Source organism: Rhodococcus sp. IEGM 1305, assembly GCF_030058635.1.
In the GTDB taxonomy this organism is placed as follows: Bacteria; Actinomycetota; Actinomycetes; order Mycobacteriales; family Mycobacteriaceae; genus Rhodococcus_F; species Rhodococcus_F opacus_D.
In genome coordinates this window covers 273,206-290,805 of record NZ_JASHKX010000004.1, presented here as the reverse complement: position 1 = coordinate 290,805, position 17,600 = coordinate 273,206, and the positions used below count along the sequence as shown (strand labels likewise).

General features: G+C 68.0%; 17 protein-coding genes and 1 pseudogene. 11 read left to right on the top strand and 7 right to left on the bottom strand.

Annotated features, from left to right (window positions below; all coding sequences use genetic code 11):
• Nucleotides 1-19: 19 nt before the first annotated feature.
• Complete coding sequence (locus QM693_RS11095; RefSeq protein WP_174233816.1) at nucleotides 20-196, top strand: hypothetical protein; 177 nt, start codon at nucleotides 20-22, stop codon at nucleotides 194-196.
• Here the strand turns inward: QM693_RS11095 and QM693_RS11090 are convergent.
• The 3 genes and pseudogenes from QM693_RS11090 to QM693_RS11080 all read right to left on the bottom strand — a co-directional run bounded on the left by QM693_RS11090 (nucleotide 184) and on the right by QM693_RS11080 (nucleotide 2,558).
• On the bottom strand, nucleotides 184-966 hold the full coding sequence (locus QM693_RS11090; RefSeq protein WP_280783040.1) for a Mut7-C RNAse domain-containing protein: 783 nt from the start codon (nucleotides 964-966) through the stop codon (nucleotides 184-186). The genes QM693_RS11095 and QM693_RS11090 overlap by 13 nt on opposite strands.
• Before the next feature lie 61 nt (nucleotides 967-1,027).
• A pseudogene (locus QM693_RS11085) lies at nucleotides 1,028-1,278 on the bottom strand (bile acid:sodium symporter); the annotation flags it as partial.
• Nucleotides 1,275-2,558, bottom strand: coding sequence for an MFS transporter (locus QM693_RS11080; protein WP_283352351.1), 1,284 nt, complete (start codon nucleotides 2,556-2,558; stop codon nucleotides 1,275-1,277). The gene QM693_RS11080 and the pseudogene QM693_RS11085, both read right to left, overlap by 4 nt.
• 68 nt (nucleotides 2,559-2,626) lie before the next feature.
• Between QM693_RS11080 and QM693_RS11075 the strand changes: the two genes are divergently transcribed.
• Nucleotides 2,627-3,304: a FadR/GntR family transcriptional regulator gene (locus QM693_RS11075; RefSeq protein ID WP_283352350.1), complete on the top strand. Its 678-nt coding sequence runs from the start codon at nucleotides 2,627-2,629 to the stop codon at nucleotides 3,302-3,304.
• A gap of 32 nt (nucleotides 3,305-3,336) precedes the next feature.
• On the opposite strand, the gene QM693_RS11070 is transcribed toward QM693_RS11075, so the two are convergent.
• Together QM693_RS11070 and QM693_RS11065 are read right to left on the bottom strand one after the other, a co-directional pair.
• Nucleotides 3,337-4,308, bottom strand: coding sequence for a DUF1648 domain-containing protein (locus QM693_RS11070; RefSeq protein WP_283352349.1), 972 nt, complete (start codon nucleotides 4,306-4,308; stop codon nucleotides 3,337-3,339).
• 22 nt (nucleotides 4,309-4,330) lie between these two features.
• A complete protein-coding gene (locus QM693_RS11065) occupies nucleotides 4,331-4,732 on the bottom strand; it encodes an SdpI family protein (protein ID WP_280783036.1) in 402 nt (133 codons plus the stop codon).
• 115 nt (nucleotides 4,733-4,847) lie between these two features.
• On the opposite strand from QM693_RS11065, the gene leuS reads away from it, so the two are divergent.
• From leuS to QM693_RS11045, 4 genes are all read left to right on the top strand, one after another.
• Nucleotides 4,848-7,685 carry a leucine--tRNA ligase gene (gene leuS / locus QM693_RS11060; RefSeq protein WP_283352348.1) on the top strand — a complete coding sequence of 946 codons (2,838 nt, stop codon included), beginning with the start codon at nucleotides 4,848-4,850 and terminating at the stop codon, nucleotides 7,683-7,685.
• 65 nt (nucleotides 7,686-7,750) lie between these two features.
• Nucleotides 7,751-8,200, top strand: coding sequence for a DUF5990 family protein (locus QM693_RS11055; protein WP_283352347.1), 450 nt, complete (start codon nucleotides 7,751-7,753; stop codon nucleotides 8,198-8,200).
• Nucleotides 8,201-8,324: 124 nt separating this feature from the next.
• Nucleotides 8,325-8,834 (top strand): DUF5994 family protein, encoded by a 510-nt coding sequence (locus QM693_RS11050; protein WP_283352346.1) that lies wholly within the window; start codon nucleotides 8,325-8,327, stop codon nucleotides 8,832-8,834.
• Nucleotides 8,831-9,286 (top strand): DUF5994 family protein, encoded by a 456-nt coding sequence (locus QM693_RS11045; protein WP_283334668.1) that lies wholly within the window; start codon nucleotides 8,831-8,833, stop codon nucleotides 9,284-9,286. The genes QM693_RS11050 and QM693_RS11045 overlap by 4 nt, the downstream gene beginning before the upstream one ends.
• A gap of 3 nt (nucleotides 9,287-9,289) precedes the next feature.
• Here QM693_RS11045 and QM693_RS11040 read toward each other — a convergent pair whose 3' ends face one another.
• Nucleotides 9,290-10,225 carry a DMT family transporter gene (locus tag QM693_RS11040; RefSeq protein ID WP_283352345.1) on the bottom strand — a complete coding sequence of 312 codons (936 nt, stop codon included), beginning with the start codon at nucleotides 10,223-10,225 and terminating at the stop codon, nucleotides 9,290-9,292.
• 36 nt (nucleotides 10,226-10,261) lie between these two features.
• Nucleotides 10,262-10,891 carry a TetR/AcrR family transcriptional regulator gene (locus tag QM693_RS11035; RefSeq protein ID WP_005249163.1) on the bottom strand — a complete coding sequence of 210 codons (630 nt, stop codon included), beginning with the start codon at nucleotides 10,889-10,891 and terminating at the stop codon, nucleotides 10,262-10,264.
• A gap of 253 nt (nucleotides 10,892-11,144) precedes the next feature.
• Between QM693_RS11035 and QM693_RS11030 the strand changes: the two genes are divergently transcribed.
• The 5 genes from QM693_RS11030 (at nucleotide 11,145) to QM693_RS11010 (ending at nucleotide 17,484) form a co-directional block, all read left to right on the top strand.
• Nucleotides 11,145-11,978 carry an SDR family NAD(P)-dependent oxidoreductase gene (locus tag QM693_RS11030; protein WP_011596223.1) on the top strand — a complete coding sequence of 278 codons (834 nt, stop codon included), beginning with the start codon at nucleotides 11,145-11,147 and terminating at the stop codon, nucleotides 11,976-11,978.
• Nucleotides 11,975-14,047: an acetate--CoA ligase family protein gene (locus QM693_RS11025; RefSeq protein WP_283352344.1), complete on the top strand. Its 2,073-nt coding sequence runs from the start codon at nucleotides 11,975-11,977 to the stop codon at nucleotides 14,045-14,047. Before QM693_RS11030 ends, QM693_RS11025 begins: the two co-directional genes overlap by 4 nt.
• Nucleotides 14,048-14,067: 20 nt before the next feature.
• Entirely contained in the window at nucleotides 14,068-15,267 is a 1,200-nt protein-coding gene (locus QM693_RS11020; protein WP_283334666.1) for an acyl-CoA dehydrogenase family protein, read from the top strand.
• Between the two features lie 4 nt (nucleotides 15,268-15,271).
• Complete coding sequence (locus QM693_RS11015; RefSeq protein WP_283352343.1) at nucleotides 15,272-16,000, top strand: enoyl-CoA hydratase/isomerase family protein; 729 nt, start codon at nucleotides 15,272-15,274, stop codon at nucleotides 15,998-16,000.
• Nucleotides 16,001-16,074: 74 nt separating this feature from the next.
• On the top strand, nucleotides 16,075-17,484 hold the full coding sequence (locus QM693_RS11010) for an MFS transporter (RefSeq protein ID WP_280783027.1): 1,410 nt from the start codon (nucleotides 16,075-16,077) through the stop codon (nucleotides 17,482-17,484).
• Nucleotides 17,485-17,600 lie beyond the last annotated feature (116 nt).

Genomic DNA, 17,600 nt, shown 5'->3' with positions numbered 1-17,600 from the left:
AGTGAGGAGGACAGCACACGTGATCGACACCTGTCACGGAACACTGATCGTGCACGCGCTCTACGGAGCAGAGTGCACGGACGAGTCGTGCGTCGAGTTGTCCGAGGTCCGGCACGCACTGATCATCGACTGCGACGAATTCGGCGACTGCGTGTGCTCGGCGGAGTTCGCCGAGCAGCTGCGTCACGCATCCTGAGAATCCACCTCGAGCGTCACCCCGACCTCCGACAGGCGTCGGCGCAGCTTCGGAAGATGGCTGCCCGGCCAGTACAGCTGCGCACAGTCCCGGCACCGACTGAACTCGTGTTCGTTGCCCGCGACGCCCGGTGGTGCCTCGGCGAGCGCCTCGGCACGGGGAACGGGCGCGAGAAGGCCGTTGCACCGCGCGCACCGCGTGAACGGTGAGATTCGCGACCGAAGGTCGAAGCGGTCCAGCACTTCCCGCAACTGCCTGCGTGGGTCCGTTTCGTGCAGGAACGCGCCGTGGGTGAGCGCCGACCTCTTGAGTAGGCCGGTGTCCCGGGTCAGGACGATGCGATGCTCGGACAGGGAGATGTCCACCAGTTCCGGGTCGGCGAAGTCGTTGCGGTAGCGGGTGTCGAATCCCAGCAGGCGGAGGTAGCGAGCGAGTCGGCCGAGATGCACGTCGAGCACGAACGTCGGGTCGCGCAGCGGTCGGGGACGCAGTTTCGTGACTCCGGTCAGCTCGAGTCGTTCGAACATCGGGTACACGGCGACCCGTTCGCCGCCGCGCAGCAGGTGCGCGAAATCGACCGACACTTCGTCGACGAGGATCAGATCCACCTCGGTGTGCGGGACGCCCAGCGCCTCGATCCGGTCCTTCACCGACGGGGTGCCGTCGAATTCGTGCTCGAACGTGTGCTTGCGCCGTACCGGCGGCAGAAAGTCGTTCAGCTCCTCGTAGAAGCGGAACTCGCAGTGACGAAGTGGCTCGGGCATCGGCATTTCACATCTCTCATGCCACAGTACTGGCCGACTCCTCGCGGCTGCGCCTCGAATACTTCTGGATCAGCGGGAAGAGCACGAACGTCGCGGCGAACACGACGGAATGCAGCCGCCAGTGCTTCAGTCCCTTCAGCGCCTCCTGCGGCGACAGCCGCGCGCCGTACAGCAGGAACAGGACGCCGATCGCGATCCGGGTGGCCCACTCGAGCACGGTCTGACCGGTCCCCGACACGGGAAAACACTCCCCAGGATCGCCACGGCGACGATGCCGAGGACGAACTCGTCGAGGTGGAACCGGCTGAGAAATTTCAAGCCGTCAAGGGTAGAACGGCGTGGTCACGACCCTTCGTGCGGACGCTCAGCACCGCGAGGACGCCGCACAGGACGGCGCCGATGATCGCGAGTTCGATGATGGCGACGTGCATGCCCTGGACGGTGATGGCGATGCCCGCGCAGATGGACGGCACGGCGAGACCGACGTAGCCGACGGTGAAGAACGCGGCGAGCGTCCCGCCCTGGGCGTCGGGGGCGTGCTCCGCGGCGGCGGCACCCACCGCGCGCATCGCTCCGGCGAACGAGAGTCCGTGCCCCACACCGACGATGACGGTCACGACGCACAGCAGGGCGAGGGACGGCACGAAGTCGACGACGAGCAACCCGATCATGCCTGCACCGACGGCACCGATGCCCAGGGTTCGGCAGAGCACGGTTCCGAGCCGGTTGGCCACGAGTTGCGCTGTCACCGAGCAGATCATGACCAGTGCGGCGGCACCGCCGGCGACCACGAGGTTGTCCACGCCGAGCAGGCCGATGATCCACGTCGGGACCACCGACTGGAACAGGCCGACGGCGCCCCACGCCAGTGCGACACCGAGGGAGGACAGCCAGAACACCTGGCGGATGGGTGCGGGGACGTGCGGGACCTGGAACAACTGGGTGGGGTGGGACTGCCCGCCGGTGGGTGCGGGGAGCAGCAGCACCATGATCAGCGCGGGCAGCAGAGCCAGCGCGAACAGCACGTACGGCAGGACCAGGGCGTGCGGGAGATACTGCGCGACGGCCCCGCCGAACAGCGGGCCCAGCGACGCACCGAGTGCGGTGGTGAGGGTGGCGGCGAGACCTGCGCGGCGGAGGTTCCGGGCCGGTTCGTGCTCGATGAGGGCGGCGGACCCGGCGGCCGAACACGCACCGACGGCGATGCCCTGGGCGATTCGGCCGAAGAACAGCCAGATGGTCGAGTCGGCGAACGCGAGGACCACGGCGCCCAGCAGGCTGAAGGAGATGGCGGCCAGCAACACGAAACGGCGTCCGAGTGCGTCGGACAGCGGGCCGAAGAACAGCAGCGAGGGAAGCAGTCCGGCGACGTAGACGGCGAATATCAGCGTCTGGACCAGCGGAGTGAATCCGAACTCGTGGCGGTAGAGCGAGTACAGCGCCGTGGGGATGTTGGCGCCGAGAAGCAGCACGACGAGGAGGTAGTTCAGGCCATGGAAGTGGCGGCTGGTGGTGCGGGCGGTGGAGGTCGGGACGGTGTCGGCATGAGCGGTTGACGTGGACGTGTGGGGTCGCCTCCTCGGGCTGTCCGAATACATGGGACGTCCTACGTAGTTTAGGCGGGCCGGTCATGAGTCGCGAGCCGGCGAGGTGTGAGGATGAGTACATGACAGTGGTTCGGCGCGAATCCGCGTATCAGCAGTCCCTGGACTGGATGCGTGGCCAGATCGCCCAGGGCGACTGGACGGTGGGCGAGCGCATCCCGACGGAACCCGAGCTGATGACGCTGCTCGGGGTCGGGCGCAACACCGTGCGCGAGGCCATCAAGACCCTGACGTCGACGGGCATCCTCGAGATCCGGCGCGGGTCCGGGACGTTCGTGCGGGCCCGCACCGACATCGGCGGGCTGCTCGGGCGGCAGGTCGCGGTCGCCGAGATGCTGAACGTCTTCGAGGTCCGGCGGGCGCTCGAGACGGAGGCCGTCCGGCTCGCGTGCGGTCGCCGCACCGACGACGACCTGCGGTCCCTGTCCGCGCTACTGGACGAGCGGCAGCGAACGACGGATCAGCCGTCCCGATTCGCGGACGCCGACCTCGCGTTCCACCTCGGGGTCGTGGAGGCCGCGCACAATCCGGTGCTGTCCGACCTGTTCGCCGGGATCCTCGAACCCACCCGCGCCACCTACGACTTCACCGAAGGCGTCCACCCCCCGTCGCTGACCACCGACGACCATCGCGCCGTCATCGACGCGATCGCCGCCCGCGACGAGGACGCCGCGGTCCGGGCCGCCCTCGGCTACCTCGACCGCGTGCTCGACGCGGTGCACCAGGCCTCCCGCCCGTGAGTGGTTAGCGAGTCCCTGCACTCCCGGGCCACTCACGGGTGGCGGAGCCGCCTGTCGGCGAACGTGTTGAGCGCACCGGCCAGCTCTTCGGCCCGTGCGCTGGTGACGGTCAGCCGGTCGCCGCACGCGGTCGTGACGATCACGGCGGGACCGGTCCTCGTCACGACGCCGTAGTTCCGTCGGCCCTTCACCTTGAGTCCCCAGCCGCCGAAGTCGTCGAACGGCTTGATCACGTCGACGCGGGCGCCCTCGATCTCGTCGATGCCGTACTGCAGGGCGGTCATGCCCATGTTCACCACCCGGATGCCGGACGGATCGACGATCACCCGAAAGCGGAGCAGGCTCACGATCAGCAGCCCGACGGGAAAGAACACCGCGAGCGGCCACCACCCGTCGACGAGCAGGCAGACGGCGACAGCGGGCGCGACACCGAGCAGCAGGAGCAGCACCAGCGAGCCGACGGTGCCGAAACCGACCGTGTCCGCGACCGTCGCCGGGTCGTCGGCGCGCGACAACCGGGGGTCGGGAGGACTGGTGGCGGACACCCGGGGCCGGTAGTCGCGCAGCAGGGCGGCGCCGAGCAGGCCGACAATCGCGCCGATCACGACGCCGACGCCGAGCGACCACAACGGAAGTTCGGTACTCGAGACGTCGGTGACGTCGAGTTGGACGTAGAGCAGCACCACCTGCACGGTCAGGATCAGGCCGACCACGGACAGTCCGACGACGAGCATCGTGCGGCGCATCATCAGCATCGCCTGGGCCAGTGCGGCGATCGCGGCACATCCGCCACCGAACAGGACTGCCACCAGGGCAAAGGTCCAGGCACTGGACATCGGGGTGGAGAAGCCGTCGGGCGAGGTGGTGGTCCAGTGGGTGGCGATCTCCACCGGAAGCCGCGGTTCCCAGACCTTCGTCAGGATCACCCCGAACAGGGCGGCGACGACCGGCAGCAGGAGACCGAACACTGCGCCTGCGGGGTCGACGACGCGCGAGGACTTCAATGGACGGGCCGTCGGCAGCCGGTCAGGACGGCTGGCAGGCGCCCTTCAGCGAGCACGCACCGCAGGAACTGCCGCACCCGCCGGTGTCGGCGGCGGGCACCGCCGCGGCGGCACGGGCACCGAGTGATCCGCCCGTCGCCGCGGTGAGAGCGGCGGCCACGACGCTGACGAGGACGGCACCGATTCCGAAGACTCCGCCGATCAGGATTGCGGCGATTCCGCCGATGACGAGGAGCCCGGCCGCGGCGAGCAGGGTGGGCCCTGCGACCTTGTTGGCCAGCGCAAACGTCTGATCGTCGCGCATCGTCTCGGGGGTGCGGACGCCCGCCCACCGGTTGCGCGGGAGGCGCTCGGCGAGGCCTGCAACGGCGACACCGGAGACAGCGACGGCGAGCACGAACAGCACGGCGGAGGCAATCAACACGAGACCAGGATACGGCGGACCCGGACGCGCAGGTGAGCCCGGGTGGGGTGAGGCTCTACCCTGGTTGACGGTATCCCCCTAATTCAGAATGTCAGCCAAGTAGATAGCGACCACAGTGACCGAGCACGTGCAGCCCGCCAACCCGTCCGACGCGACCCCGCAGCACCGCTACACCGCGGAGCTCGCCGGCCAGATCGAGCAGCGCTGGCAGGACCGGTGGAGCGAGGAGGGCACGTTCAACGCGCCCAACCCGGTCGGTCCCCTCGCCGGCGACGTTCCCGCGGACAAGTTGTTCGTGCAGGACATGTTCCCGTACCCGTCGGGGACGGGTCTGCACGTGGGTCACCCGCTCGGCTACATCGCCACCGACGTGTTCGCCCGCTATCACCGCATGCAGGGCCACAACGTGCTGCACACCCTCGGCTACGACGCGTTCGGTCTGCCTGCCGAGCAGTACGCGGTGCAGACGGGTACGCACCCGCGGACCACCACCGAGGCCAACATCGTCAACATGAAGCGGCAGCTGCGCCGCCTCGGGCTCGGCCACGACGAACGCCGCACATTCGCGACCACCGACACCGACTTCTACCACTGGACGCAGTGGATCTTCCTGCAGATCCACGACGCGTGGTTCGACAAGGAGGCGGGCAAGGCCCGGCGGATCTCGGAGCTCGAGGCCGAGTTCGTGTCGGGCGTGCGGTCGCTGGAGGACGGACGGGACTGGGCGTCGCTGTCCGTGTCCGAGAAGGAGGCCGTCCTCGACTCCTACCGCCTCGTCTACCACTCCGATTCGATGGTCAACTGGTGCCCCGGTCTGGGCACGGTGCTGGCGAACGAAGAGGTCACCGCGGACGGTCGCAGCGACCGCGGCAACTTCCCCGTGTTCCGTAAGCACCTGCAGCAGTGGATGATGCGCATCACCGCGTACTCGGACCGTCTGGTGGACGACCTGGAGTACCTGGACTGGCCCGAGAAGGTCAAGACCATGCAGCGCAACTGGATCGGGCGCTCGCACGGTGCGCAGGTGAAGTTCCAGGCGGACGGTCATGAGATCGAGGTGTTCACGACGCGTCCGGACACGCTGTTCGGCGCGACGTACGTGACGCTGGCGCCGGAACACGAACTGGTGGACGACATCGTCGCGGCCCAGTGGCCCGAGGGCGTCGATTCGCGCTGGACCGGCGGTGCCGCGACTCCCGCCGAAGCGGTTGCGGCGTACCGGAAGTCGATCGCGTCGAAGTCGGATCTCGAGCGTCAGGAGTACAAGGAGAAGACGGGTGTCTTCCTCGGCACCTACGCCGTGAACCCGGTGAACGGGCTCGAGCTGCCGGTGTTCATCGCCGACTACGTCCTCACCGGCTACGGCACGGGCGCCATCATGGCTGTCCCGGGTCACGACCACCGCGACTACGAGTTCGCGACCGAGTTCGGTCTCGACATCGTCGAGGTGATCTCCGGCGGCGACCTCACCAAGGACGCGTACACCGGCGACGGCACGATAGTGAACTCCGATTTCCTGAACGGGATGAGCGTCGCCGACGCCAAGAAGGCGATCACCGACCGTCTGGAAGCGGACGGCACCGGCAAGGGCACCATCCAGTACAAACTGCGCGACTGGCTGTTCGCCCGCCAGCGGTACTGGGGCGAGCCGTTCCCGATCGTGTACGACGCCGAGGGCAACGCGCACGCCCTGCCGGAATCGTCTCTGCCGGTGGAGCTCCCGGAGGTCGAGGACTACGCACCCGTGTCGTTCGATCCGGACGACGCGTCCTCGGAGCCCTCTCCCCCGCTGGCCAAGGCCGTCGACTGGGTCAACGTCGAACTCGACCTCGGTGACGGACTGCAGACGTACCGCCGCGACACCAACGTGATGCCGCAGTGGGCCGGCAGCTCCTGGTACCAGCTGCGGTACATCGATCCCACCAACCCGGACGTGTTCTGCGACAAGGAGAACGAGCGGTACTGGACGGGTCCGCGCCCGGAGCTCCACGGACCCAACGATCCCGGCGGCGTCGACCTGTACGTCGGCGGTGTCGAGCATGCGGTGCTGCACCTGCTGTACTCGCGGTTCTGGCACAAGGTGCTGTTCGACCTCGGCTACGTCACCTCGAGCGAGCCGTACCGCCGCCTGTACAACCAGGGCTACATCCAGGCGTACGCGTACACCGATGCGCGCGGCGTGTACGTACCCGCGGACGAGGTGGAGGAGAAGGACGGCAAGTTCTTCCACCAGGGCATCGAGGTCAACCGCGAGTACGGGAAGATGGGCAAGAGCCTCAAGAACTCCGTGTCGCCGGACGAGATCTGCGAGGAGTACGGCGCCGACACGCTCCGCGTGTACGAGATGTCGATGGGTCCGCTGGACACGTCCCGCCCGTGGGCGACCAAGGACGTCGTCGGTGCGCAGCGCTTCCTGCAGCGTGCGTGGCGTGTGGTCGTCGACGAGGAGTCCGGTGCAGTGCGCGTCACCGACGACGCCCCGACGGAGGACACGCTGCGCGCGCTGAACAAGGCGATCGCCGGTGTGAGCGAGGACTACACGGCGCTGCGCGACAACACGGCGGCAGCCAAGCTGATCGAGTACACCAACCACCTCACCAAGGCGTACCCCGGCGGTGCCCCCCGCTCGGTGGTGGAGCCGCTTGTGCTGATGCTGGCACCGCTGGCCCCGCACCTCGCGGAGGAGTTGTGGTCGCGGCTCGGGCACGAGAAGTCCCTGGCCCACGGACCGTTCCCGGTGGCCGAGGAGAAGTGGCTGGTGGAAGACACCGTCGAGTACCCGATCCAGGTCAACGGCAAGGTCCGCAGCCGCGTGACCGTCGCCGCCGACGCCCCGCGCGAGGAGATCGAGAAGATCGCGCTGGCCGACGACAAGATCGTGGCGCTCCTCGACGGCCAGGATCCCCGCAAGGTGATCGTCGTTCCCGGCAAGATGGTCAACATAGTGCGCTGACGCACCCGTGAGTACTTATTAACCACCGGCGGTTAACAAGTACTCACGGGTGGTTTGATACATGGGTGCAACTCGTGATCGAGGCAACCGACCTTCCCGGATCGTCGTGCCCGGCGGGAGCCAATTTCCCCGGCTACGACAACATCCACGTGGCGGTGCAACGCCGTGGTGCACACGGCGACCTACTCGGTCTGCAGTCGGGAGACGCGACCGCGGCGCGCTGGGTTCTCGACTGCACGGTGACGCCGACGCCGACGGGTCTCGACATCACCGGACCGTACGTGCAGGGCCGGCCGGGCGCGCGGTTCGTCTACCTGTCGTGGGGGACGCTCGATGCCGACGGCCGATTCGACATGTTCCGCCGGGCGAAGTTGATGTGGGACGCGGTGGATCCGGCGACTGCGGACGCGGCGTCGGCTGCCGGTCGCATCACGGCGCGTCTCGGGCTCACCGACGCCCGGGGAAATCCGCTGTGCGCGGCGGTGCGTCCGCCGTTGGTCGAGTGGTCGGCGTAGCCGATCGCCGTACCCCCTGCGCGTAGGGTGAGGGTATCGGCGGCACTTCGTACGCGAACGCCCGAGATCGCGTCGCCGCCGACAGAGATATCGGCCGCTTTGCGGCCGAGGCGGGAGCGTCGTCATGACGCTACAACAGGATCGCAACTTTCCCGGTCGTCTTCACGGCGCCCATACTCGTGGCGGCCCGGCGCAGTCGCCGCGGCTTCGGTTGAAGCCGGAGGCGCCCGGTGCCGGCACGGTGGACGGCGCCTGGTGGCCCCGGTCCCGTGACCTGACCGTGGAGATTGCGGATCTGGTTGCGCTGGTGGCGGTTCGGATGGGTGTGGTCGATCGGGTCGTGTACGACCTCAAGGCCTGGCTTCCTGCGCCGCGCCGGATCATGGTCGCGGGACGATCGGTGCATCTCGACGGTTACGAGTACCAGCCGCTCAACACCCTGTACGTGAGCGGTCTGAAGCGGACGAGGTTGACGCTCCTGGTGGTGCCCCCCGAGGCCGATGCCCGCTATGCCGACTCGACGATGCATACGGCCGCCAATCCCAACAGTGCCCTGACCGCCGACGAGTTGCTGATGTCGGGCATCAGGGATGGCTTCGACCGCACCGCGAGCGCGAAGGGACGTGAACGATGACGCACGACGACAACATCACGCATTCCGGTCGTGGGCTGGGACTTTCTCGGCCGGCCGACGGTGGGCAGCCTTTCGACGCACCCACCCGGACCCCGAGGCTGCTCCTGCGCGCTCGCGGCGAGGTGTCGGAGGGCGTCGACGGGGCGTGGTGGCCCCGAACCACCAATCTGACCACCGAACTGCACGACCTGATCAGCGCGTTGACGGATCGAGTGGGAACGACCGAACGCGTCGCCTTCGATTGGAACTCGCTGAGCATCTCGCAACGCGGCATCGACCGGCGGGACGGCATCGAGGTGTCCGGCCCGGATCCGGATCAGCCGACCGACATCATGTACGTCTTCGGTACCGACGGACGTCGCCTCGACATCTTGATCGTCGGGCCCAATACCGACGCCGACAACGCTTTCGAGGCGATGAAGAGGGCTGTGGGTCTCGCTCCGGACCAGTAGTCGCTATCGACTCTCGGCGTCGTGGAGGGCCGGTGACCGATCGACGTGACGGGGACGCTTCTCCCGCATCCACGGCAGTGCTGCGGACGCGATCAGGACGACGGCCATTCCCGCCCACTGCACCGGCGACAGTTGCTCGCCCAGCAGAATCTGTGCGGCCAGCACCCCGACCACCGGTTCGAGCAGTCCGAGGAGGCTGACCGAGGCCGAGCCGAGCGCGCGCACCGCGATGAAGGAGCAGCCGATCCCGATGGGCATCAGCAGGAGCCCCTGGAACAGAATGGACCCCCACCCGCTGGGTGCGAACGTCCAGGACTGTCCGTCGACGACGGCGATCGTGCCGGTGGCGATTCCGGCGCCGAGTGACGCCAGTCCGCCGGCGGCGACGGGGCTGACCTGGTGCACCCATCGTTCCCCGACCACCAGATACACGGCGTACCCGGCGGCGCTGAGGAGGGCGAGTATCGCCCCGTTCAGGGCGACGGCGGAGCCGCCCGCGCCTGCGACGAGCGCGATGCCGCCGGACATCGTGAGGGCCAGCACCAACTGACCGCGGTGGATCCTGTTCCGGGTGAGCACCCAGACCAGTGCCATCACGAACAGTGGGTAGATGTGGACGATCACGACCGCGATCTGGGCGCCAGTCACGCGCACTGCCGCAAAGAAACACAGAAGCTGGATACCGAACAGCGGGCCGCAGACGGCGCACAGCCCGACAGCGGACTTCCAGGTCACGCCCGTCAGTCGTCCGGTGGACCAGGCCAGGAGTAGCAGGAGTGCGGCACCGACGAGGCTGCGGAGGCAGACGAGGACGGCCGGCGACACTCCACCGGCGTAGCCGATCGCGGCGAACGTCGGGGTGAGTCCGTAGGCGACCGCGGAGGCCGCACCGCATCCCCAGGCGACGGCACTGCGGCCGCGGGTGGTGCTATCGCCCATGGACTCGAACGCGTCGAGCGGTCCGCGGTGGTCGGGTCACCATGTCCGCGGCGCGACGAGTTCGTCGTGAACGAACTGCACGAGAACCTCTTTCATGGCGGCGACGGTCATGTTCGGTGCGCCGGTGAGCACCTGGATGGCGGTCCCGTCGGTGAGCGCGGTCAGCCGCTGCGCGATGGTCTCCGGGTCGACGTCGGTGCGGAAGATCTCCTGGCGTTGTCCGCGCCGGACGATCTTGACGACGGTTTCGTGCCAGCGCGCGTAGTAGGTGTTGTGGAACGGGCGGAGTTCGGGTCGCAGCGTGGCCTCGGCCCAGAACTGCAGCCAGATGGACCACTCGTCGCGCAGCGGCCCGACGCGGGGCAACTGCATGTCGATCAGGCGGAGCAGCCGCTCGTGGGCGTTGTCGATCGCTTTGAGTTCGCGGCTCTGCCGGTCGAATGCGTTGTCGATGGCGTGGCGGAGGGCCGCCGTCAGGACGTCACTCTTGCCGGGGAAGTAGTAGTGCACCGCTCCGGTGCTGGTGCCGACGACCTGTGCGATATCGGAGATACGGACCGAGTGGTATCCGCGCTCGGCGATCAGCTGAGCCGCGGCGTCGAGTATCGCCGTTCGGCGCGCGTCCTCGGTGAGTTGAGCGGTCACTGTCCCTCCTTCGATAGTCATCTGACTGATCCATCAAATCATACGCCTCAAACTGACGCATCAGTCAGACGCTGCACTACCTGAGCGGAAGGGGCCGGAGTCGAACGTTCTCAGGCATAACCGCAGCTCAAACAGCCTTAACAGGCACAGGCGACATTCGGACGTCGCGTCAGTTTTCGGCAAACTCTTGACATCTGTGGGCTACGTCACGGTATAACTGATGCATCAGTCAGACCCCCGGGTCGGAACGGCAGCGACGAGAGGCGAACGCTCGATGGAATGTGAGAACCCAGGTGGAGGCGCCGGGCAGGTGCTGCGCCCCGACGTCCATCGCGGGCGGGTGGCACTGATCACCGGTGGAGGCACCGGGATCGGACGCGCGATCGCACTGGACATGGCGAGGTGTGGAGCCGACGTCGTCATCAGCGGCCGCCGGTCCGAGCCCCTCGAAAAGACCGCCGCCGAGATCGAGGCGCTGGGCGCCCGGGTGCTCGCAGTGCCCGCCGACATTCGCGAGGAAGAGCAGGTGACCGACCTGGTCGACCGCGCGCTCGACACGTTCGGCCGGATCGACATCCTCGTCAACAACGCCGGCGGCCAGTTCGCGGCGCCGGCCGAGGACATCACGAGCAAGGGATGGCGCGCCGTGCACCGCCTCGCCGTCGACGCCACCTGGGCGGTCACCCGGGAGGTCGCCGTTCGCGCGATGATTCCGCAGCGGTCGGGATGCATCTTCTTCATGGCGTTCTCCCCGCGTCGCGGAATCGCATCGATGGTCCATGCCACCTCCGCCCGCGCCGCCCTCGAGAACCTCGCTTCCGGACTGTCGCTGGAGTGGAGCCGGTACGGAATCCGGTCGATCTGCATCGCCCCCGGCACCATCGCGACGGAGGGCATGGAGGGCAACTACACCGAAGAGGCCCGCGCGCAGTGGACGTCCGCGGTTCCGCTCGGTCGCCTGGGTACGGCCGAGGACGTCTCCGGAGTGGTCACATTCCTCGCCTCCCCCGCAGGCAGTTACGTCACCGGCACCACGCTCGTGATCGACGGCGGCGCCGACGCCTGGGGTACGGGCCATCCCGCTCCGAAGGTCGAGGAGACGCGATGAGCGCGATCACCGACCGCGACCTCACGGCACTGTTCGACCCCCGGTCGGTCGCCGTCCTCGGTGCCAGCAACGACGAGACGAAGTACGGCAACTGGATCAGCGTTCAGGCCCTCCGCATGAAGGGCAGCCGGTCGGTCCACCTCGTCAACCGGCGCGGTGAGCGCATCCTGGGACACCCCTCGCTCCGCAGCCTGTCGGAACTCGACGAACGAGTCGATCTCGTCGTCATCACCGTTCCGGCACAGGGTTTCGAGGAGGCCGTGGACGACGCCCTCGCGGCGGGCGCCACCGCGATCGTCGGCGTCACCGCCGGTTTCGCCGAACTCGGTGCTGCCGGAAAGGCTGTGCAGGATCGGGTCGTGGAGCGGGTGCGGGCGGCCGGAGCCGTCCTGCTCGGGCCGAACTGCCTGGGTGTGCTGGATTCGAGCACCGCGCTGACGCTGGCCTCGAACCCGCTTCCGGCCGGACGGGTCGCGCTGCTCTCCCAGAGCGGCAACATGGCACTCGAACTCAGCCAATTCCTCGAGGCCCGCGGGCACGGGTTCTCCCGGTTCGCCTCGCTCGGGAACCAGGCAGACCTCGGCGCCGCCGACCTCATCCGCTCCTGCGTGGAGCACGATGACACCGATCTCATCGCCGTGTACTGCGAGGACTTCGGTGACGGGCGGGCGTTCGTCGACGCCGCCGCCCAGGCATCCCGGGCCGGGAAGCCGGTCTTATTGCTGACGGTGGGTGGCAGCGAGGCATCCATCCGCGGGGCACAGTCGCACACGGGATCGCTGACATCCGACAGCGCGGTCATCGACGCGGCCTGCCGGGCCGCCGGGGTGTACCGGGTGTCGAGTCCACGGCAGCTCGCGGACGTGGCGGCCTCACTCCTCGGGTACGGACCCGCAGAGGTGCGCCGGGTCGGCGTCATCGCGGACGGCGGCGGGCACGCAGGTGTCGCGTCCGACGTCGTGGAGGCTGCCGGCCTCGCGGTGCCCGAGTTCGCGGCCGACGTCAGCAGCGCACTGCGCGCCCTGTTGCCGCCGTCCGCCGGGGTGACGAACCCCGTCGACCTCGCCGGCGCCGGGGAACAGGACATCACCTCGTTCGTCTCGGTCCTCGACACCATCCTGCAGAGTCCGGCCGTCGACTCCGTCCTGCTCACCGGATACTTCGGCGGCTACGGAAGTTACGGCGAGAACCTCGCGCGAGCGGAGGTCGACACCGCCCGTGCGATGGCCGAGACGGCGCGCACCCACGGCAAGCCGGTCGTCGTACACACGATGCATCCCGACAGCGCCGCGGCCCGGGTCCTGGCCGACAGCGGAGTCCCGGTCTTCCGGGCGGTGGAGGATGCCGCGGGTGCGCTCGGGGTCATCGCGGAAACCGCTGCGCCGCAGCATCCTGCGGGCGGGGAGAGTGAGCCGGCCGAGCCGGTCACCAGCGACGCCTACTGGGACGCCCGCGAACTCTTCCGCGGTGCGGGCGTCGAGTTCCCGGACGCGCAACTGGTGCGGACGTGCGCCGAGGCGGTGTCAGCGGCAGACAAGGTGGGATACCCCGTGGTTCTGAAGGCGATGGGGTTGCTGCACAAGTCCGACTCCGGCGGGGTCGCACTGGGTTTGGAAACCGCGCAGCAACTCACCGACGCGTTCACGCGGATGGACGACTCGCTCGCCGCGCCCGCCTACTGCGTGGAGGGAATGGCGGACCTCAGTGAGGGAGTCGAACTCATCGTGGGCGTCCAGACCGACCCGCGGTTCGGTCCCGTGGCGATGGTGGGTCTCGGCGGTATCTTCACCGAGGTCCTCGCCGACGTCGCCTTCGCGCTGGCGCCCGTCGATGCGGAGACCGCCCGTGGTCTGCTCGACAATCTGCGGGCGTCCGCTCTGCTCCGAGGGGTTCGCGGCAGGCTCCCGATCAACCTCGACGCGGCCGCGGACGCCATTGCCGCCGTCACGGCCGTGGCCACCGCGCACCCCGAGATCGCGGAACTCGAGATCAACCCACTGTTCGTCACTCCGAAGCACGCCCTCGGGCTCGACGCACGCATAGTCCTCAGCTCATCGAACATCAACTGACACAAGGAAGTTCTTTCATCATGGAATTCGCATACAGCCCCCGCCTCGCCGACCTCAAGGAGCGCGCACGCGCCCTGACCGACACGATCATGCAGTTCGAGGACGAGTGCGAAAGAAACAACGGAATTTCCGACGAATCCCACGCCACCATCAAGGCGGCCGTCCTCGCATCGGGACTGCAGGCGATCAACACCCCCGTCGAGTACGGCGGTGCCGGACTGACGGTGCTCGAGCAGGCCGTCGTGCAGGACGAACTCGGTAAGCTCACCAACGCGCTGTGGGACACGGTGTGGCGGCCCGCGAACCCGCTGACCCACGCGACCCCCGAACAGCGGGAGCGCTACCTGATTCCCGGTGCCCGCGGCGACCGCCGCGACGCCGTCGCGATCTCCGAGGCCAACGCGGGCTCGGACTTCTCCGCGGCGAGCACGACCGCGACCCCCGACGGCAACGGCGGGTACATCATCAACGGCGAGAAGTGGTTCGTCACAGTCGGTGACGTCGCCGATTACCTCATCGTGCTGGCCAACGTCGAACCCGAGCACGCCGCAACGATCTTCCTGATCGACGTCGACACCCCGGGTGTGAAGATCAAGCACATCCCCCGCTACACGCACACCTTCGTCTACGAGCACCCCGAGTTCACGTTCGAGAATGTGCGCGTCGGAGCCGACGCCGTGCTCGGCGGCATCGGGCAGGGCCACGACCTCACCCGCGACTGGTTCACGGAGGAGCGGCTGATGATCGGCGCACGCACGATCGGTGCCGCCGAGCGGGCGCTGACCCTGGCCGTCGACTGGGCGCGGGAGCGGGTGCAGGGCGGCGAGCCGCTGATCAACCGTCAGCTCATCCAGGGCATGATCGCCGACTCCGTCGTGGACATCACCACCAACCGGGCGCTCACCCACCAGGTGGCGTGGGAATTCGACCAGGCCGATCCTGATGATGCCGACCTGCGAAAGACGCTGCATGCCAAGGCCGCGACCGTGAAGCTGGCCGCCTCCGAGGCGTCGAACCGGGTGGTCGACCGGGCCGTCCAGATCTTCGGTGGGCGCGGCTACATCCGCGACTACCCCGTCGAGCGGCTGTGGCGCGAACTGCGCGTCGACCGCATCTGGGAGGGCACGTCGGAGATCCAGCGCCTGGTCATCGCGAACGAGGCCAACAAGCGGGGTCTCGACAACCTGCTGTCCTTCCGCTACGAGGCCGGGGAGAAGTAGCACGATGTCGACCGAGAACGCCGGGACCGTCGATGTGCGCCGCGACGGCGACGTCGCCGTCGTCACCCTGAGGCGCGAACAGAAGCGGAACGCGCTGTCCACGCACATGGAAGCCGAACTGCTCGGCGCACTGGGGTCATCCGAGGTGAAGTCCAGCCGTGCGGTGGTCCTCACCGGGGGCGACTCGGTGTTCTCGGCCGGCGCGGACGTCACCGAACTGCGGGAGATGACGCCGGAGGCGATCGCCGAGTACTACCGGACCTCCGGGTCGGTGTACGAGGCGCTCGCGGCTCTCCCGCAACCCACCGTGTCCGCGATCACCGGCTACTGCCTCGGCGGCGGGCTCGAACTGGCTCTCGCCACCGACATCCGCGTCGCCGATCCGGCCGCGGTCTTCGGGTTCCCGGAGATCGGAATCGGGATCCTCCCCAGTTCCGGTGGGGTCACCCGCATCACCCGCATCGTCGGGGCGGGCCGTGCCCGCGACCTCGTCCTGCGCGGACGGCGCTTCGATCACACCGACGCCGAACGCTGGGGCGTCGTCAGTGAGATCGCCCCTTCCGCGGAGCACGTGAAGCAGGCGCTGAGCATCGCGCACGAACTCGCGGCGTATTCGCCACTGGCGCTGAGCATCACCAAGCAGGTGCTGGACGTCAGCGCCGACTCCCCGCATCATGCTTCGCTGCTGCTCGAGCAGCTCGCCTACTCGGCGCTGAACAAGACAACCCCTTAGCGGTACCGGCCGAGTGCGGCCGACTCGACCGCCACCCCCAGGGTGACGGCACCAATCTACGTAGTGGAGACGACATGAGTTCCTTCGACGTGATGGACAGACCCGCCAAACGCGGGTTTCACACCAAGCTCCTGATCGCGTGCTGTGGCGGACCATTCCTGGACGGGTACGTCATGAGCATCATCGGCGTGGCCCTGCTCGGGGTGACCGAGCAACTTCACCCGACGACAGCCGAGGCAGGGTTGATCGGTGCCGCCTCGCTGATCGGTATCTTCTTCGGCGCCACAGTGTTCGGCTTCCTCACCGACCGGATCGGCCGGGAGAAGATGTACGCCCTCGACCTGGTGGTGCTGGTCGTCGCGTGTGCACTGTCGGTGTTCGTTCAATTGCCGTGGCAGCTCATCGTTCTGCGCTTCGTCATCGGTGCGGCCATCGGTGCCGACTACCCCATCGCCACCTCGCTGCTCACCGAGTTCACCCCCACCAAGAAGCGCGGCGCCATGGTCGGGATGTCGGCTGTCGCGTGGTCGGCGGGCGCGGTTTCCGCGTACGTGGTCGGTGCGCTCGTCGTCGGCATCTCCGGTGGCAACGACCATTGGCGCCTGCTCCTCGCGTCCAGTGCGGTGCTGGGTCTGATCGTGATCCTGGTGCGCCGCGGAATCCCGGAGTCGCCGCGCTGGCTCCTGAAGAACGGCCGGGTGGCCGACGCCGAGGCTGTGGTCGAGAAGATCTACGGGGAGAAACTCGACCTGAGCAAGGTCACCGTCGAGGACACGGCGGACAAGCCGAAGGCCGACATCCGGATCTACTTCCGCGGTCAGTACCTGGCCCGGCTGATCATGTGCAGCGCTTTGTATCTGGCGGTCGTCACCCCGCTCTACGCGTTGCTGACCTTCCTGCCCACGATCCTGTCGGGCTTCTCGATCTCCGGTGACGGTTCCGCGGGGCTCATCGTCGAAACCGTCATCATCGGGCTCATCGTCGCCGGATCCATCCCCGCACTGTTCTTGGTCGAGAAGTGGGGCCGGCGTCCGATCGCCGTGGTCCCGTTGGCCCTGATGGTGATTCCGCTGGCAGGGCTGTGGTTGTGGGCGGACGGTCCCCTCTGGTTCATCGTCGCCGCCTTCTGCGCGTACGCGTTCATCTCCGGCGGTCCGAGCATCCTGGTGTGGATCTACCCCAACGAACTCTTCCCCACCGAGTTCCGGGCGACTGCGGTGGGAATCGCCACCGCGGTGAGCCGGTTCGGCGCCGCGACGGGCACGTACCTGCTGCCGCTGAGTATCTCGGCGCTGGGAACCGGCACCACGATGCTCTTCGGTGCGGTGCTGACGGCGGTCGCGTTCGTGATCTGCTTCTTCATGTCGCCGGAGACGAAGGGGAAGTCGCTGGAAGAGGTGTCCTCCGTGTCCGCTGCCCCGGTAATGGGGACGAGCGCTCCCCGGCTGGAGAAGTTGGAGGAGGCGTCCGCGCCGCGAACCTGAGGATCGTTCCCTCCCGCCCCTGCCGGCTTCCGACGTCGGCAGGGGCGGACCCCTGTGCGGACATGTCCCGCTGCCTGGGAGAAGGGGCTCCCCACCGGGCCGGTGCTGCGTTACTC

Excerpts from the sequence above, each read along its gene's own strand:
- QM693_RS11080 (WP_283352351.1), bottom strand. The coding sequence starts at position 2,558 with ATGTATTCGGACAGCCCGAGGAGGCGACCCCACACGTCCACGTCAACC.
- QM693_RS11045 (WP_283334668.1), top strand. The coding sequence starts at position 8,831 with ATGACGCACGACGACAACATCACGCATTCCGGTCGTGGGCTGGGACTT.
- QM693_RS11010 (WP_280783027.1), top strand. The coding sequence starts at position 16,075 with ATGAGTTCCTTCGACGTGATGGACAGACCCGCCAAACGCGGGTTTCAC.
- QM693_RS11025 (WP_283352344.1), top strand. The coding sequence starts at position 11,975 with ATGAGCGCGATCACCGACCGCGACCTCACGGCACTGTTCGACCCCCGG.
- QM693_RS11075 (WP_283352350.1), top strand. The coding sequence starts at position 2,627 with ATGACAGTGGTTCGGCGCGAATCCGCGTATCAGCAGTCCCTGGACTGG.
- QM693_RS11020 (WP_283334666.1), top strand. The coding sequence starts at position 14,068 with ATGGAATTCGCATACAGCCCCCGCCTCGCCGACCTCAAGGAGCGCGCA.
- QM693_RS11015 (WP_283352343.1), top strand. The coding sequence starts at position 15,272 with ATGTCGACCGAGAACGCCGGGACCGTCGATGTGCGCCGCGACGGCGAC.
- QM693_RS11040 (WP_283352345.1), bottom strand. The coding sequence starts at position 10,225 with ATGGGCGATAGCACCACCCGCGGCCGCAGTGCCGTCGCCTGGGGATGC.
- QM693_RS11050 (WP_283352346.1), top strand. The coding sequence starts at position 8,325 with ATGACGCTACAACAGGATCGCAACTTTCCCGGTCGTCTTCACGGCGCC.
- QM693_RS11035 (WP_005249163.1), bottom strand. The coding sequence starts at position 10,891 with ATGACTATCGAAGGAGGGACAGTGACCGCTCAACTCACCGAGGACGCG.
- QM693_RS11030 (WP_011596223.1), top strand. The coding sequence starts at position 11,145 with ATGGAATGTGAGAACCCAGGTGGAGGCGCCGGGCAGGTGCTGCGCCCC.
- QM693_RS11090 (WP_280783040.1), bottom strand. The coding sequence starts at position 966 with ATGCCGATGCCCGAGCCACTTCGTCACTGCGAGTTCCGCTTCTACGAG.